The 16,125-nt window shown below is 31.3% G+C and carries 17 protein-coding genes; 12 read left to right on the top strand and 5 right to left on the bottom strand.

Features of this window, described 5'->3' with window-relative positions; all coding sequences use genetic code 11:
* Window positions 1-25 precede the first annotated feature (25 nt).
* Complete coding sequence (locus HB672_RS09435) at window positions 26-1,744, bottom strand: hypothetical protein (RefSeq protein ID WP_167611480.1); 1,719 nt, start codon at window positions 1,742-1,744, stop codon at window positions 26-28.
* A 236-nt stretch (window positions 1,745-1,980) separates the two neighbouring features.
* Between HB672_RS09435 and HB672_RS09440 the strand changes: the two genes are divergently transcribed.
* From HB672_RS09440 to HB672_RS09450, 3 genes are read left to right on the top strand one after another with little or no spacing between them, the layout of a single operon-like run.
* Window positions 1,981-2,565, top strand: a complete 585-nt coding sequence (locus HB672_RS09440) for an RNA polymerase sigma factor (protein ID WP_167611483.1) — start codon at window positions 1,981-1,983, stop codon at window positions 2,563-2,565.
* Window positions 2,555-2,731, top strand: a complete 177-nt coding sequence (locus HB672_RS09445; RefSeq protein ID WP_167611486.1) for a hypothetical protein — start codon at window positions 2,555-2,557, stop codon at window positions 2,729-2,731. Before HB672_RS09440 ends, HB672_RS09445 begins: the two co-directional genes overlap by 11 nt.
* Before the next feature lie 22 nt (window positions 2,732-2,753).
* Entirely contained in the window at window positions 2,754-3,560 is an 807-nt protein-coding gene (locus tag HB672_RS09450) for a mechanosensitive ion channel domain-containing protein (RefSeq protein WP_167611490.1), read from the top strand.
* A gap of 94 nt (window positions 3,561-3,654) precedes the next feature.
* On the opposite strand, the gene HB672_RS09455 is transcribed toward HB672_RS09450, so the two are convergent.
* Both HB672_RS09455 and HB672_RS09460 read right to left on the bottom strand, forming a co-directional pair.
* On the bottom strand, window positions 3,655-4,371 hold the full coding sequence (locus HB672_RS09455) for a response regulator transcription factor (RefSeq protein WP_167611493.1): 717 nt from the start codon (window positions 4,369-4,371) through the stop codon (window positions 3,655-3,657).
* Window positions 4,372-5,424, bottom strand: coding sequence for a histidine kinase (locus tag HB672_RS09460; protein ID WP_167611496.1), 1,053 nt, complete (start codon window positions 5,422-5,424; stop codon window positions 4,372-4,374).
* A 181-nt stretch (window positions 5,425-5,605) separates the two neighbouring features.
* Between HB672_RS09460 and HB672_RS09465 the strand changes: the two genes are divergently transcribed.
* The 8 genes from HB672_RS09465 (at window position 5,606) to HB672_RS09500 (ending at window position 12,567) form a co-directional block, all read left to right on the top strand.
* Window positions 5,606-6,229, top strand: a complete 624-nt coding sequence (locus HB672_RS09465; RefSeq protein WP_167611498.1) for a thioredoxin family protein — start codon at window positions 5,606-5,608, stop codon at window positions 6,227-6,229.
* Window positions 6,230-6,235: 6 nt separating this feature from the next.
* Window positions 6,236-7,558, top strand: a complete 1,323-nt coding sequence (locus HB672_RS09470) for a serine hydrolase domain-containing protein (protein ID WP_167611501.1) — start codon at window positions 6,236-6,238, stop codon at window positions 7,556-7,558.
* Window positions 7,559-7,675: 117 nt separating this feature from the next.
* Window positions 7,676-8,080, top strand: a complete 405-nt coding sequence (locus tag HB672_RS09475; protein ID WP_167611504.1) for a MotA/TolQ/ExbB proton channel family protein — start codon at window positions 7,676-7,678, stop codon at window positions 8,078-8,080.
* 23 nt (window positions 8,081-8,103) lie between these two features.
* On the top strand, window positions 8,104-9,360 hold the full coding sequence (locus HB672_RS09480; RefSeq protein WP_167611507.1) for an alpha/beta hydrolase-fold protein: 1,257 nt from the start codon (window positions 8,104-8,106) through the stop codon (window positions 9,358-9,360).
* Window positions 9,361-9,478: 118 nt separating this feature from the next.
* On the top strand, window positions 9,479-10,015 hold the full coding sequence (locus HB672_RS09485; RefSeq protein WP_167611510.1) for a TetR/AcrR family transcriptional regulator: 537 nt from the start codon (window positions 9,479-9,481) through the stop codon (window positions 10,013-10,015).
* Between the two features lies 1 nt (window position 10,016).
* Window positions 10,017-10,808 carry an N-acetyltransferase gene (locus tag HB672_RS09490; RefSeq protein ID WP_208864202.1) on the top strand — a complete coding sequence of 264 codons (792 nt, stop codon included), beginning with the start codon at window positions 10,017-10,019 and terminating at the stop codon, window positions 10,806-10,808.
* Window positions 10,805-11,869 (top strand): ribosome small subunit-dependent GTPase A, encoded by a 1,065-nt coding sequence (rsgA, locus tag HB672_RS09495; protein WP_167611516.1) that lies wholly within the window; start codon window positions 10,805-10,807, stop codon window positions 11,867-11,869. The genes HB672_RS09490 and rsgA overlap by 4 nt, the downstream gene beginning before the upstream one ends.
* Window positions 11,870-11,889: 20 nt before the next feature.
* Complete coding sequence (locus tag HB672_RS09500) at window positions 11,890-12,567, top strand: DUF6624 domain-containing protein (protein ID WP_167611519.1); 678 nt, start codon at window positions 11,890-11,892, stop codon at window positions 12,565-12,567.
* Window positions 12,568-12,584: 17 nt separating this feature from the next.
* Here HB672_RS09500 and HB672_RS09505 read toward each other — a convergent pair whose 3' ends face one another.
* Window positions 12,585-13,940 (bottom strand): DEAD/DEAH box helicase, encoded by a 1,356-nt coding sequence (locus HB672_RS09505; RefSeq protein ID WP_167611522.1) that lies wholly within the window; start codon window positions 13,938-13,940, stop codon window positions 12,585-12,587.
* A 100-nt stretch (window positions 13,941-14,040) separates the two neighbouring features.
* Here HB672_RS09505 and pabB point away from each other — a divergent pair, with 100 nt between their 5' ends.
* Window positions 14,041-15,330, top strand: a complete 1,290-nt coding sequence (gene pabB / locus HB672_RS09510; RefSeq protein ID WP_167611525.1) for an aminodeoxychorismate synthase component I — start codon at window positions 14,041-14,043, stop codon at window positions 15,328-15,330.
* Here pabB and HB672_RS09515 read toward each other — a convergent pair.
* Window positions 15,327-16,019, bottom strand: a complete 693-nt coding sequence (locus HB672_RS09515) for a hypothetical protein (RefSeq protein WP_167611528.1) — start codon at window positions 16,017-16,019, stop codon at window positions 15,327-15,329. The two genes, pabB and HB672_RS09515, sit on opposite strands and share 4 nt — an antisense overlap.
* Window positions 16,020-16,125 lie beyond the last annotated feature (106 nt).

A 16,125-nucleotide genomic window follows, 5' to 3' on the forward strand; every position in this document is an offset into this window, starting at 1 on the left:
AAATTAATCTAATTCATTAATTTATTTAAAAATCCAATATCTCAAAATCGGCATCTTTCCAGCTTTCTTTATAGAGGGTATTTATTCTTTCTGTACTTTCTGCATCATCGAGTCCTTGGTACGCTAGTTTTAAGCCATGATAAGCCCAACCATTCTTTGGGAGTCTTTTTAAATCATCATTATATGTTGTAATGGCTTCATTAAATTTACCTGCTTTATTTTGTATAGCTCCTAGATGATGTCTTACAGAGAAAAACCAATCTGGAGGTTCATTATAGTTGAGTGTATCTTCAATAGTTATAGCTTCTTTTAAAAGAATGATGCTAGTCGCATAGTCTTCTTCAGAAGCCCATAACTCAGCCTCTAGTACTTTGGAAGCTATTTGAACTAAATCATATACAGAATTAATATCCCAAATGGTAATTTCCTTTAAACCTTCGTCTTTCGCTAGCTTAATTAAGTGTACTAATTCCTTTTTCGCACTTTCTTGATCTCCTTTACCTAAATGAGCCATTCCTTCGGCATAATGTCTTACAGCTTTCACATATTTTAAATCGTAAGTTTCAAATTGCATGTCTAAAATGTCATCCCATTTTTTAAATTTTACTGCCACATTATATGGAGTGATGTAATAATGTTGTAGAGTTCCCCAACCTGGTTGTTTCATGATTTCTGGATGCACATGTTCAGATACTTTGTTGGCTCCAATCATTGCCCAATGACTGTTACCTTCTAAAGTGGCTGTTGCTGCCATGAAATGATAATTATGAGGATAATACCCTAGAGGATAAGCTCCTTGTGCATGGCATGACGTAACATAAGTGCTATCGGCTTCAACTGCTGCAATATTTGATAGTGTTCCTTTATGATATTCACCAGTTCTAATATACACATGGGAAGGCATGTGTAATAAATGTCCTGAACCAGACACTAAACCATCATCAAACGCTTTGGCAGAAATATTTGCTCTTTCGGGTGTGTTTGATGCTTCTGTAGCATGTATATAAAAATGATGTGCTCCTGGATGTTTAGGATACTGTTTTATAAGCGTCTCTAATAATGTAGTAATTTCTGGAGTCCATTCTTTAGCATTTCCCTCTTTATCATATAAATCCCAAGGATGTAAATTCATAATAGATTCAGCATAAAGGGTACTTATTTCTGGGTCATCAGGATATATATCATATAACTTTTTCATTGCAGTAGAATAGTTAACATCTAGTTGATAACGATCTTCTGGTGGTTCTTGTGCATAGCGAATAGCCATGGTTTCTATAATTGCTTTTTCTTTATCCGTAGCATTTTTTGAAAGTTTTATGGCCGTTTGAATAGCATTGTAGGCTCTTTGATAATTATCATCTTCCATCCCAGCATTATAATTTGGACCTAAAACATAAGCATAACCCCAAAAAGCCATTGCGCAGGTTGAATCTAATTTAGTCGCATAATAAAAAGAACGAGCAGCTTCGGCATGATTAAATCCATAAGCCAATGTCATTCCTTGGTTAAAATAACGCTGTACTAAACTATCTTTAGTTGTTATTGGGTAGTCTATAGCATTGAGTCCTTCTAACAATGGTGCCTTATTGTCAATTTTGTACCAATCTGCATCAGTAATAGGAGGTACGCAAGAATATTTTGAGGTTATTTGTTTTTTAGTTGATAACTCTTTTTGTTTGTTGGTGTTCTCATTACAAGAAATAAGTAGAGACACTATTAATAGGAATACAGCTTTTCTTAGCATTATTATGGTAGTTTAATTAGATAGAAGTTAAAGATACTAAATGATACTCCAAAAGAATTATACAAGTTTCTTATTAAAACATCTAACTATTATAAGTTGCTAATTGTTAAGCTTTAAGATTGCAAAAGAAAGCCATCAATATGACCTATTTTTTCATTTATTTCCCTACATTTAAACCCATTGTGACCTATTAAAAAATGTAGTGTCTAAACAATGTAAACACCCTAACTATAACATTGAAAGCAGAGCAAGATTTTAATAAATTATCTGATGAAGAATTAGTAAAGACCATCGTGTCTTCTAATGATACATTGTTGTTTGAAATTTTGTATGACCGTTATGCGAAAATGGTATATAATAAATGTAGAGGGTTTTCGAAAAGAGATGATGAAGCTGAAGATTTAGCACAAGACATTTTTTTAAAGTTGTTTGTAAAACTAAAGACCTTTAAAGGGAACTCTAAATTTTCAACGTGGTTATATGCGTTTACATACAATCACTGTGTTAATTATGTAAATCGTAATACAGCTAAAAAAATTGAAAAACAATCGGTAGATGCTACACATATTGAAGATTCAGGATATAGCATTGAAGATGACGATAATGATATAAATCAACTAAAGGTTGAAAAATTGAAAGAAGCACTAGAACTAATAACTCCAGAAGAGAAAATGATTCTGTTGCTTAAATATCAAGATTACTTAAGTATTAAAGAGCTTACAGATATCTTGGATATTGGTGAAAGCGCTGTAAAAATGCGTATAAAGAGAGCGAAAGAGAAACTCATTAATGTATATAACGAGAATGAAAATGAGCGATAATCCATTTGAATATATAAATACACCTTTAAAAGAAGTTCCACAGGAACTAAAATCTAAGGTGATGAAAGACGTTGCGATTGCAAAGCTTTTAATGGAATTAGCTAGTTTATTTTCATTAAATGCTGGAAGCGTTATTGAGCGAACCATAAAAAATCGAAAAGAATAATATTACCCTAACAATATTACTAATGGAAAAGCTAACAGAAATTAAAAATATGGCCATTGAAAACTTCTCAACCACAGGAGTTAGTATTTTAAAAGCACTTTTGGTGCTCCTATTTGGGTGGCTATTTATTAAATTATTATTATCACTTTTAAAACGTGCTTTAAGGGCTATTAAAATTGACAAGTTTGGTGAAAAACTTAATGATATTGAAATTATTGAAGGAAAGAAACTTAACGTCAACCTTACCAAAATAATTATATCATTTATTAAATGGTCATTGCTATTAATACTTATTATTGTAGTATCTGAAATGATGGGTATGACCATTATTTCCGAAGAGATAGGGAATCTAATTTCTTATTTGCCACAATTATTAAGTGCTGCGGCTATTTTCGTAATTGGCCTATTTATTGCCAATTTTGTTAAAAAATCGGTTCAATCATTTTTTAAATCGTTTGAACTTTCTGGTTCAAAAATAGTGAGCCAATTAGTGTTTTTTATTCTTTTGGCAATCATTTCTATTACAGCATTAAATCAAGCAGGAATAAATACAGATATTATTACAAACAACCTTAGTTTAATTTTTGGTGCATTTCTAGCAGCTTTTGCATTAGCTATTGGATTGGGAGCAAGAGAAGTAGTAGCAGATTTATTGAGAACCTATTATACTAGACGTACTTATGAAATTGGGCAACGTATAAAATTTAACAGTGTTGAAGGAGAAATAATTGCAATAGATGATATCTCTATGACGTTAAAAACAACAACAGGTAAGTTAATTATACCTATTAAAGATATTGTGAATAGTCAAGTTGAAATTTTGGGATAAAACTTGTGTTATGATAAGTTATTGTTAGGGAAGACCTTAATGGATACTTACTGTTTGCATGCCCTTCTCATTTATTTGGGAAGGGTTTTTTTTATTAGAATTTTTTTAATAATTCTAATACTTCATTTTTATAACTCCTACTTATGGTAAGGGATTTGTTTTTAATAACAATTTGTTCGTTTGTAAACGAAGATATTTTCTGCAAGGCAACAATAAACGACCTGTGAATCCTTATAAATGTATTCTTTGGTAGTTTTGCTTCAATAGCACTTATGGTTTCGCGAGTAAGGATAGTTTCATTGGCTAAATGAATTTTGATGTAATCGCTATAACTTTCTATGTAGAAAATATCATCAAAATCAATTTTTATCATGCGTCTGTCAGATCGCACAAACATGAAATTATTATTTTCTGTTTTTTGTAACGTGTGGTTTTTTGATTTACTATATACATCAAAATAAGTGTTTACAGCTTTTAACAAACGTTCGAACGAAATGGGTTTTAATAAATAATCTACAGCTTGCAATTCAAAACCTTCAACTGCATAATCACGATAAGCAGTAGTGAAAATAATCTTGATGTCTTTGTTTATCGATTTTGCAAACGAAATTCCTGATATTTCAGGCATATTAATATCTAAAAACACCAAATCTATGTTATGGTTGCTTATGGCGTTAAAAGCCTCCATAGCATTACTACAACTAGCAATAACAGAGATGTTTGCAATTTTTGAAAGATGTGTTGCTACAATATCTCTAGCAATGGCTTCATCATCTACAATGAGACATGATATGTTTTTTTGCTCTTGCAATTAATTGTTATTTAGTTTTAAATGTACTTTATAAAAATCAATTGTATTATCGATGGTTAAAGTGTATTTATTCTTATATAACAAATCCAATCGTTTTTGCATATTTTCTAGACCAATGCCTTTCTTGGTGTGTTCAGATTTTGAATTCGTATTTTCAATGTAAAAATTGATAGCATCCTTATTACAATACAAATCTATATTTATACTTAGCACACCATTTTTTAAACTACCATGTTTAAAACTGTTTTCAATAAATGGCAATAATAACATTGGTGCTATTTTATTGGTTTCTAGAATGTTGTCGTATTTAAAATTCACATCTAACGTATTATTAAAACGCATTTTTTCTAACTCTATATAATCCTTTATATGATTAATTTCATCAGACAACAATACAAAAGGCTTATCGACTTGATACAATAAATAATCGAGTAAATTAGATAGTTTTAGTATCATTTCAGGGGTTTCATCGGCTTTTTTAAGAGCAAAACCATACATGGTGTTTAAAGTATTGAACAAGAAATGAGGATGGATTTGCATCTTTAAATAGTTAAGTTCTTGCTCTTTCAATTTTAGTTGTGTATCTAAAATTTTAGTTTCCAATTCTTTGGTTTTTTCTGCGTGCTTTAAATTAAGTTTTAATAATTTAAATGCACTCACGACTATAACTACTATATATACAGCAATCATTACAAAAAACAAACTTCTGCTTAATTGAGACATGTTATTATACTTAAATTCAGATAAATAACCTAAGCCAAAAAACACCGAAACCAATAATAAGTAGCCTGAAATAATAAGAGTGTATAAACTGTATAGACCAAATAAAAAGTATCTCTTTTTAATTAAATAGTCTGGAATTAGCTTATAAATAGATACATAGGTAGTAGCTATTGTTATAGGCATTAAGAACAATGAAAAAGAAAGAATGTAGTTATCATCGTTGTTTTCAAAGCCAAAAAAATAGGTAAAAAATAGAAGTACTGCACACCAAAAAATAATGTGAAGTAATATTTGAGCTATTTTTTTTAAAATGACTTCTTTGGTATACATCTAGATGTATTAAGTTACAATATTACTATAATTATTTTGGACGTATCAGTTTTGTAGACGAACGACAGTTTTAATGCTTGTTTTAGCATGATGGTTATTTCAATTGCTAAATTGGTCATCTGTCGCTTTTAATTTTTGGTAATCTTTATTGCTAATATTTTTGTCTTAGAAATAATAGAGTATGCTAAATAAAAAGATAAAAAAGAAGTTTATTGTTATATTAATTGCTTTATTAACTTATGCTATTTTTTTAATATTTAATAACCCACAACCATATGGCAAATTGGCAATGCTACCAATTACTTTACTAGTAATTTTTGGGTTTATTAAAAAAAGAATTCTTCGAAATATTTTAATGTCTATTGCACTAATAGCAATATCGTTAATATTTATTGTTGGCACACGTTCATTATTATCTAATACTACCAATCAAGAATTATTTAATCAAGAAACTCCAGTAAAATTTTCAAAACTAACATTCGAAGAGGCTCTTCTGTTTTCTAAAGAAACTAATAAACCTTTATTTATCGATTTCTATACTGTTTGGTGTGGTCCATGTATACAATTTCATAAAGAGGTGTTAACTGACAAAAGTGTTGCAAGTAAAATGAATAAGGCATTTATAAACTTAAAATATAACATTTATGAAAGGGAAGGAAACTTGCTTAGAAAAAAGTATGAAGTTTCTTATGTGCCTCGCTTTGTTATTATTAATGATTTAGGAGAAATAATAGAAGATATCAATACAGATTCTATCCTAACTAAAGAGCGCATGATAAAAATATCTAATAATTATTTAAAATAGAATAAGATGAAGAAAATACTATTATTACTACTGTTAGTCAGTCAAATAGCATTCACACAAAACACTAATTACAATCAGTTAGACACCCTTTTAGATCTACTCTATCAAAATGATAAGATTATGGGAAGTATGACCATATTAAAAGATGGCAAAACCGTTTTTGAAAAATCTGTTGGATACCAATATATTAATGATAAAGAAAAAAAGCAATCAACTTCTAAAACGAAGTATAGAATAGGCTCAATTACCAAAACATTTACAGCTGTAATGATTTTTCAATTAATTGATGAAGGAAAGTTGACATTAGATACTAAGCTTTTTGAGTATTTCCCTGAAGTGGCTAATGCTAAAAAAATTGAGATTGCTCATTTATTAAATCATAGTAGTGGATTGTTTAATATAACCGCTGATGAAAATTTTAATGAACAAGAGCCAACAACACAAGAGAAAATGTTATCTATGATAGCTAAACACGATGTAGATTTTCAACCTGGAGAACGACACGAATACAGTAACACTAATTTCGTCCTATTGGGTTATATTCTTGAAAGAATCGAAAAAAAATCTTATAAACAAGTTTTAGAAGAGCGCATTACTAAACCATTAGGGTTAAAAAATACTTATTATGGGAGTGAAATAGATATAACTAATAACGAAAGCCTTTCATATTATTATGAAGATGACAATTCCTTGCATGAAGCTAAACAAGCACATTTAAGTAATCCAGGTGGAGCAGGAGGTATTGTTTCTAATCCATCAGATTTAGTTGTCTTTATGAATGCATTGTTTAGCGATAAGCTTATGTCTAAAAATAGCTTTAAAATAATGACTACCATTAATGATGAATATGGTAGTGGAATTTTAAGTGCTAAAAAAGCAGGACTTACTTTGTTTGCACATAATGGAAGAATTGATTTTTTTCAATCTATGTTAGTGTATATGCCTGAGCTAAAAACGGCAATAGCATTAAATGCCAATGCTTTAAATTATGGTATGATGCCAATTATGTTTAATGCAATAAATGCATCTATAGGCGAAGATATTGAAATACCAAGTTTTAAAAATATAGACTTAACCTCTGAAGAATTAAAGAAATATATAGGCACTTATGAATGTGAGGAATTACCATTTACATTGATTTTCAAAACAGATGGCAAAATTTTAAAAGGTGCACCAGAAGGGAGTGATTTGAAAGATTTAAAACCAACCGAAAAAGATGAATTCGCTTTAGAGGCCTTAGGTGTTATTTTAAAATTTGATTTAAGTGCAAAATCACTATTGTTTAGCCAATCTGGTGAATCGCAAAAAAAGTGCATTAAGAAAGAGTAATTGATCCTAAACATAATTTAAGTTATTTAAGTTGCTAAACTGGTTATCTGTCGCAATTAGATTTTATAGCTAAAAAAGAAGACTATGTTTGTTTAACGTTTAATTAAAACCATAACTATGAATTCATTATTTATTGCACCAACAATAGTAATTACAAATCCATTTGCCGACAGGTTTTCGGAAGGAGGACCTTTTATGATGACATTAATATTAATCTGTCTATTGCTTTCAATTTTCTTTTTAATTAAAGGATTCATGAGTGTAAGCAAGGACAGCACTTACTCTAAAAAAATGCTCAAATTAGCTATTGATACTAGTCTTTTAGGATTAGTAATTGGGTTTTTCGCTTCTATTTTAGGGCTTATTTCTGCTTTCGATTCTGTAGAAGCTTTTGGTAATCCAGATCCATCTGTTTTTGCAGGTGGACTTAAAGTATCTTTATTAACAGCGACTTTTGGTCTGTTCACTTTTATTATTGCCAGAATCGGAATATTAATATTAAAAGGGCTTCAAAAAGATTAGAAATTTAAATAATTAATAAACTCATGATTGCTATAGCACGATTTTTAATAATTCTTGTAATTATTTTTTTTAATCAAAATATTAATTCTCAATCAAATGGGAATAGTGAGACACAAATTGAAACAGAAATCATTGACAGCTTATTTTCAGATACTTTAAATGAATCTAGAGAGTTTTGGGTTAAACTTCCTGAAAATTATCACCCAAATGGCAATACTAAATATCCGGTTGTTTATTTGTTAGATGGGTTTTCCTTAAAGAACAATTTAGAAGCGGTTTATAATAATTATTGGGGACACTATTTACCACATATGATTCTTGTCGGGATTTCTAATAGAACTAACAGAACTAGAGATTTAACTATCTCTCAGATAAAAGAAAGAAGAGGAAGCGCAATGAATGTTGAGACTGGAGGAGCTGATAACTTCAGACAGTTTATTGAAAAAGAGCTAATTCCATATATTGATAAAACTTACCCAACGACATCGTATAGGACATTAATTGGACATTCATATGCTGGTTTATTCGCGTTAGATGTGTTAATAAACAACAATCATTTATTTAAAAATTATATTGCTATAGACCCAAGTATTGAATGGGACAATCAAAAGCTTTTAATTCAAGCTAAAGAAAAATTAAAATCTGAAAGTTTTAAAGGAAAATCACTTTTTGTCTCTCTTGCTGCCGAACAATTGCATATTCAAAACGAAGCTGTAACTATAGACAATATTATGGAGGACACTTCTGAGTTTACTTTGTTTGCTCGCTCTATTGTCGATTTTTCAAACTTCGCTAGTTCTCAAGAGCAAAATGGATTAAACTTTTCTTGGAAAGTTTATCCAGAAGATCTCCACGGTACAGTACCATTACCAAGTATGAGAGATGGTTTAGTATTTCTGTTTAAATGGTATCAATTTAAATCACCTCAAAAGTATAATAATCCAGAAACTTCAGTTGAGGAATTAAGAAAAATGCTTAAAGACCAAGAAAGAGTTTACTCCAATATTTTTGGCACTCCAACACCTCCAATGATTGAAGAATTATTAAACGGTTATGGTTATATGAATTTACAAATGGAGCAACCAGAAAAGGCATTATTATTTTTTAACCTAGCTGTAGAGTATTACCCAAACAGTGCTAATGGATATGATGGGTTAGTCGATTTTTATTTAGATAAAAAAGACAAAATAAATGCTTTAAAAAATGCTTATAAGGCTTTTGAATTAAATAAAGATGACTATTATAGAAATAGAATAAAATCAATCAAAAAGATGAACTAGTTTAACATAACTAACTATTTTTTTAGCGCCCTTTGGGCGCTTTATTTATTTATAGTTGTTTAATTAAATCTTAAATACATATATTTGCTAACCGACCAATCGGTCAGTTTGTGTTATTATGGATAAGAAAGAACAAATTATAGATGTTGCAACTAAACTATTCTCTGAAAGAGGATATGAGAATACGCCACTTTCTGCTGTTTGTGAAGTAGCTAATGTTTCCAAAGGACTTATTTTCCATCACTTTAAATCAAAAAATGATTTATTGAGAGAGATATTTTCTAATACCACAAAATTGATAGTAGATATCAATCAATCTAGTAGCTCCAAAGAATCTCCTAAAGAAAAACTCAAGGAAATCATTGAATCTGTATTTAGACAACTAGAAGCTGACAAGCTGTTCTTCCAGTTAAACTTGAGTTTAATGTTGCAACCAAGTACAAGAGATGTATTAAATGACTTAATTAAAGAGAGATCTAACATTATACTTGATTCTACTAAATTAATATTCAGCGAGATTGATTCAAAAAATGCTGAAGTGTTAAGTTATATGTTCATAGCAGAATTAGATGGAATTGCTCTAAACTATTTATGCATTTTTGAAAACTATCCATTAAGACAAATAAAAAAACAAATACTTGATAAATACACCTAAAATGAATTTTATAAAAACAGATGATTATAGTACTATAAAGGCATTTAGAAAGGGGTTGTACAAAACGCTTGTAGCGCCCTTAGACTCCATGTGGCAAGACCTATACATTGCGTCATCACAAACATATTTGATTGAAAAAGACAACAAGCATATTGGCTATTGCTGTATTGATAACGATGCAGCATTATTGCAAGTATTTGTAATAAATGAATACAGGTATTTAATGCAAACAGTTATTAGAAACTTGATTGATTTAAAATTGATTACTTCGGCAAGCTTAAGTTCTATAGAACCATTATCATTTAACGCTTGTTTATTTCATTCAGTATCAATGAAAACAAATACGTTTTGTTACGAATATTCTAATCGTTCTTTGGAAGATGAAAATTCATTAAAGGTAGAATTGGTTACTCCAGAATTATCAAACACAATTAGAAGTTATTACAAAGAGCATGTAGGGTTTGACGATACTTTTGGTTATGTCGATAATTTGGTATCTAGAAAAGAACTCTTTATAGCTCTCGAAAACGACACCATTATTGCAACTGGCGAATGCAGATTAAGCGATACGCAATTAAGCTTTGCCGATGTTGGTGTTTCAGTAAATACTGAACACAGAAAAAAGGCTTGGCAACAAAAATGTTACAACAAATGGCTCATAAAGCAATTGAGCAAAATAGAAACCCTATATGCTCTACAACCATTGACAATATTGACTCTCAAAAAGCTATTGAAAGAGCAGGGTTTTATTGCTCTAATATTATTTTTGATATTAATTTACTTTAGAAAATGACGCTTAAAGATTTAGGATATAATGATTCACTAGAATCTTTTAGAATAGAAAACGGACTCGATGCTTTTGAAGTTGGTCGTGTTATCCTGGAACACAAAGAACGCTATGTAGTAAAAACACCAAAAGCTGAATTTGATGCCGAACTTATTGGGAATTTAAGGTTTACAGCCGAAAGCAGATACGATTTTCCAGCAGTAGGCGATTGGGTAGCTTTTACAGAATATGACGAAGGTAAAGGACTTATTCATAAAGTATTTCCTCGCTATTCTATTCTTGAGAGACAAGCAGTTGGTAAGTCTGGGCAAGTACAAATAATCGCCACGAATATCGATTACGGATTAATTGTGCAAGCAGTTGACAGAGACTTTAATTTAAACCGTTTAGAACGCTACCTTATTATTTGCAACGCTTCCAAAGTAGTTCCTGTTATTGTATTGAGTAAAACCGATTTGATTTCTAATGATGACCTTGAAACTATCCTAATTCAAATTAACAACAGAATTAAAGATGTAAAAACCATTACTGTGAGTAATTTACCCAATGGTTATGATGCTTTAGAGACATTTATAGATAAAGGAAATACCTATTGCTTATTAGGCTCTTCTGGAGTAGGGAAGTCCACATTGCTTAATGGTCTATCTGGAAATGAGCTTATGAAAACAGCCGAGATAAGCACTAGCGTTAATAAAGGGAAACACACTACCAGTCATAGAGAGTTAATCGTATTAAACAATGGAGGTGTTTTAATTGATAACCCTGGAATGCGAGAAGTTGGTATTGCTGATACTACAAGCGGATTAGAAGTCACATTCGATACTATTTTAGAGTTTGCAGAGCAATGCAAATTTAAAGATTGTACTCACGAACATGAAAATGGATGTGCAGTACAAGAAGCGATAGAAAATGGCGATATAAATACGGAAGCCTTTGCTAATTTTCGAAAAATGGAGAGAGAAAAAGAACATTTCGAATCGGATGCTTTAGAGCGTAAAAAGAAAGATAAAGATTTAGGAAAATTGATTAAAAACGTTCAGAAACAAAGAAGGAATACGAAGTATTGAATCAAAAAAATTAAGAAAGAATGAGAATTACTCTACTATTGGTATTATTTTTTGCAGTGTCTTGTGCTGATCAAAAGAAAACTATTGAAAAAGCACCTAGCCAAACCAACGAACAGCTAATATCCATGCTAGATTCTATTTGGACTACAGAGCAACAACCAATTACCTTGAGAGACTCAATGATTGAATTGTATGGTGCAGATTCTAAAGAAGCCGAAAAATATCAGCTTATTTATGAAAAAAACCATGCAATAAATGAAGAAAAAATTACTAACCTCTTAGATAGTAAAGGTTGGCCAGAAAAAAGTGTGATAGGAGAACAAGGTAATTGGACTATTTGCAATGTGATACAACATGCCGAAAATGATGTGCGTATAAAATATTTACCAATGATGAAAGAAGCTGTTTTAGCCAAACAATTGCAACCAAGGTTTTTAGTTAGAGCACAAGATAGAATCGCTACCGAACAAGGACAACTTCAAATTTATGGAGGACAAATGAAGTATTACCCTGAAACTAAAAGCTTTAATGTGTGGCCTGTTTTTGAGCCAGAAAATATTGATAAACGTCGCGCAGAAATTGGGCTTGAACCAATTGCAGAATTCCTTAAAGCTAGATTTGATTTCGATTGGAATCTTGAAGAGCAAATCCAGCGAAGTAAGGAGTTTGAAGCACAACAAAAGAAATCCTCAAATTAAATCAACAAGCTTAACAGTTACTTCCTTTTATTCCGCTTATTATAATTCTTGTCACCTCGAGTTTTAGGCTTCTTATATTTTTTAGCAATTTTAAATTTATAAGAACCACCAAGATTTTCTTTAGAGTTTTTTGCAGATTTCTCATGGAATGCTGGACCAGGAGCATCATCGTCCTTATTACGGTTTAAAGGGTTGTAACGTTCTTTTAGTTGCGGACGCTCTTCTTCGATAAGTTCTTTAGAAATCTCGACAGCTTCAGGTAATTCTAAAACAGGAATCGTCATTTGCATCAGTTCTTCGATGTTTTCTATAGCCTCTTGCTCTTTTTCGGTGCTAAACACAAGAGAGTGTCCTTCTTTTTCTGCACGACCAGTTCTACCAATACGATGCATATAGTTTTCAGGGTACTCAGGTGTGTCAAAATTTATAACATGAGAAATACTATCGATATCTAGACCACGAGCCATAACATCAGTTGCAATTAATATGCGGTTCTCTCCATTTTCAAATTGGCTAATACTTCTAAGTCTGTAGTTTTGCGTTTTGTTAGAGTGAATCACACAAGACTCGCCATAATACGATTCTTCAAGCTGATCAAATAAACGATCTGCCATACGTTTATACGCAACGAATATCAATACTTTGTTATACGTGTCTCTATCTTCAAGTAAATGATTTACCAAATTAACTTTGGTATAAAAATTCGGTACATTATAACGTTCTTGCTTAATGTTTTCGAGCGGTGTTCCAGACACAGCGATAGAAATACGATGCGGATTAATAAAAAAATCGGTAATTAGTTCGTCTACATCCTTAGTCATTGTTGCAGAAAACATAATGTTTTGTCTGCGCTCTGGAAGAATATCAAAAATATTTAATAATTGGTGTCTAAAACCAAGGTCTAGCATCACATCTACTTCATCAATCACTAATTTTTGTATTGATTTTAATTGCAATGTTCTGCTAACTGCCAAATCATATAGGCGTCCAGGAGTAGCTATTAATATATCCAAACCTTCTGCTACTGCTTGCTTTTGCGTGTTGATGTTAGTGCCTCCATATACGCCCAATATGCGCACATTAACGTATTTGGCAATTTTCTCAAACTCTTCAACAACTTGTACTACCAATTCACGAGTTGGCACCAAAACCAGCACTCTTGGGTTATCTTGTTTTGCAAAAGGTAAGTTCTTTAAAATTGGCAAACCATAAGCAAACGTTTTTCCAGTACCAGTTTGTGCAATACCAACCACATCTTTACCTGAGCCAATTACATTAAACGATTGTTCTTGAATAGGTGTAGGTTTTTCAAAGCCAAGGTCAGAAATGGCATTGCGTAAAGGAGTAGTAAGATTTAGCTCTTCGAAAGTCACGTTAAAAAATTTAGCGACAAAGGTAAGGGTTTCTCATAACATCGTCCTTTTAAATTACATTTATCTGTTTACCTTTGCGACTTCATAAATCACTCATTCATTGCGTAAACATAAGTCGGTTTTAATTAAGGATATTTCCAGTTTCAAGGAAAAACTTTTGCTTTGGAGCCAGCAGTTTGATGATGCGGTTTGGTTAGATTCCAACAATTACCAAAACTTGAATACCGAATATGATGCTGTATTAGCAATAGATGCAATGACGAGTATCCAGTCAGACTATCACAATGCTTTCGATAAATTACATGAGTATCAAACAAAGACTAACGATTGGATTTTTGGTTATTTATCTTACGATTTAAAAAATGATATCGAGCAGTTAGCATCCAATAACTTTGATGGCCTTGAGTTTCCAGAGTTATACTTCTTCCAGCCAAAAAAAATATTCTTAATTAAAGGAAACAGGCTCAGTGTATTGTATTTAAACATGATTTCTGATGAGTTTAATGAGGATTTAAGTGCGATAAATGCTCAGGAATTTGATGATGAAGTTCATGAAAATCATGTAAAAATTCATCTTCGAATTCATAAGGATGAGTATTTCAATAAAGTAAACGAACTTTTAAGTCATATACATCGTGGCGATATTTATGAAGCCAATTTTTGTCAAGAGTTCTATGCCGAAGACACACAGATAAACCCAGTTGAGACCTATAAAAAACTCAACAGTATTTCTAGACCACCTTTTGCAACTTTTTTGAAGGTGTACGATAAGTTTTTATTATCGGCATCACCAGAGCGTTATATTAAGAAAAAGCATGACTATGTAGTGTCTCAGCCAATTAAGGGAACGTCTAAGCGATCTGATAATGCTAAAGAAGATGCATTGCTGATTAAACAATTATCGAATGATGAAAAGGAGCGTAGCGAAAACATCATGATTGTAGATTTGGTGAGAAATGATCTCTCTAAAACAGCCATAAAAGGTAGCGTGCAAGTTGAAGAGTTGTGTAAGGTGTACACCTTCGACCAAGTACATCAAATGATATCTAGCGTATCTTCAAGACTAAGAGAAGGAATTTCTCCTGTAGACGTTTTAAGAACAACATTCCCGATGGGAAGTATGACAGGCGCTCCCAAAATTTCAGCAATGAAAATTATAGAAGAGCTTGAAGAAACTAAAAGAGGCTTATACTCAGGAGCTGTGGGTTACTTTACTCCAGATGGTGATTTTGATTTTAACGTGATTATTAGAAGCATTTTGTACAATGCCACAAAGCAATACGTATCCTATTCGGTTGGAGGAGCGATTACGGCAAAAAGTGACCCATTAAAAGAATATGAGGAATGCTTAGTGAAAGCAAAAGCGATGCGAGAGGTTTTAGAGCATTAAGGTAGATTCTTTCTAAAACTTTTTTGAACGCTTTCAAAAATTCTTTCAATGCGTTTAATTTCTATGTCTTTTATTTTTGAGATGTCTTCAAAACTAAGTTTTCCAAAAACAAATAAATCAACAACATCAGTTATATTCATTGGCAACCACGTGTAGAACTTACCTAATAGTTTTTTGGTATGTTGTGTAGATATATCTTCCATTTCAAGAGCACTTATGACTGAGGAGTTATTATCATCATATAAAAACAAGTGCTTATGCTTATTGTCTTGCTGATAAGAAATGTCTTCTAAATCTTCGTTCATCACGTAATCCATATCTGCATCAAGTGTAAAATTCTCTTCTAAGCTATCTAATTCTTCTTCTAAAATGGTGCTCGTACTTTGAGTATTTTTATGAAATGCTTCTTTTTTTAATAGTTCATTTAAATCGTTATCCACAATCTTAAAAAGATCAAGTTTAATAGCCATTTCTTCCAAGTCGATGTTGATGCCTTTACTGTAGTGTTTTGCAATACCTTCATCAATAATATCATTAGAGGTATACATGTTTCTTGGTAAAACCCCTGTGGATTCGGCAATATATAAACGATGCTTTATGTAGGCATGTAGATGCTGAACTGCTGATAGCACTTTTTTATCGAATTCTGTTTGGGTGCTTTTATCCATTATTTTTTTTATCGTGCTCATTATCTGAAATTTTAAATTAATATTTAAAACTAAAAAACAATCATGTTTAATAATATGATAATTATCACATTCAATTTAATATCATCAATGTTGTATATTTGAAACC

The sequence above is a fragment of the Gaetbulibacter sp. S0825 genome, assembly GCF_011777505.1.
GTDB lineage: Bacteria > Bacteroidota > Bacteroidia > Flavobacteriales > Flavobacteriaceae > Pontimicrobium.

What these genes read in the sequence shown, in the direction of transcription:
- HB672_RS09470 (WP_167611501.1), top strand. Translation starts at nt 6,236, where the DNA reads ATGAAGAAAATACTATTATTACTACTGTTAGTCAGTCAAATAGCATTC.
- HB672_RS09460 (WP_167611496.1), bottom strand. Translation starts at nt 5,424, where the DNA reads ATGTATACCAAAGAAGTCATTTTAAAAAAAATAGCTCAAATATTACTT.
- HB672_RS09445 (WP_167611486.1), top strand. Translation starts at nt 2,555, where the DNA reads ATGAGCGATAATCCATTTGAATATATAAATACACCTTTAAAAGAAGTT.
- rsgA (WP_167611516.1), top strand. Translation starts at nt 10,805, where the DNA reads ATGACGCTTAAAGATTTAGGATATAATGATTCACTAGAATCTTTTAGA.
- HB672_RS09485 (WP_167611510.1), top strand. Translation starts at nt 9,479, where the DNA reads ATGGATAAGAAAGAACAAATTATAGATGTTGCAACTAAACTATTCTCT.
- HB672_RS09480 (WP_167611507.1), top strand. Translation starts at nt 8,104, where the DNA reads ATGATTGCTATAGCACGATTTTTAATAATTCTTGTAATTATTTTTTTT.
- HB672_RS09490 (WP_208864202.1), top strand. Translation starts at nt 10,017, where the DNA reads ATGAATTTTATAAAAACAGATGATTATAGTACTATAAAGGCATTTAGA.
- HB672_RS09475 (WP_167611504.1), top strand. Translation starts at nt 7,676, where the DNA reads ATGAATTCATTATTTATTGCACCAACAATAGTAATTACAAATCCATTT.
- HB672_RS09500 (WP_167611519.1), top strand. Translation starts at nt 11,890, where the DNA reads ATGAGAATTACTCTACTATTGGTATTATTTTTTGCAGTGTCTTGTGCT.
- HB672_RS09435 (WP_167611480.1), bottom strand. Translation starts at nt 1,744, where the DNA reads ATGCTAAGAAAAGCTGTATTCCTATTAATAGTGTCTCTACTTATTTCT.
- HB672_RS09450 (WP_167611490.1), top strand. Translation starts at nt 2,754, where the DNA reads ATGGAAAAGCTAACAGAAATTAAAAATATGGCCATTGAAAACTTCTCA.
- HB672_RS09465 (WP_167611498.1), top strand. Translation starts at nt 5,606, where the DNA reads ATGCTAAATAAAAAGATAAAAAAGAAGTTTATTGTTATATTAATTGCT.
- HB672_RS09515 (WP_167611528.1), bottom strand. Translation starts at nt 16,019, where the DNA reads ATGAGCACGATAAAAAAAATAATGGATAAAAGCACCCAAACAGAATTC.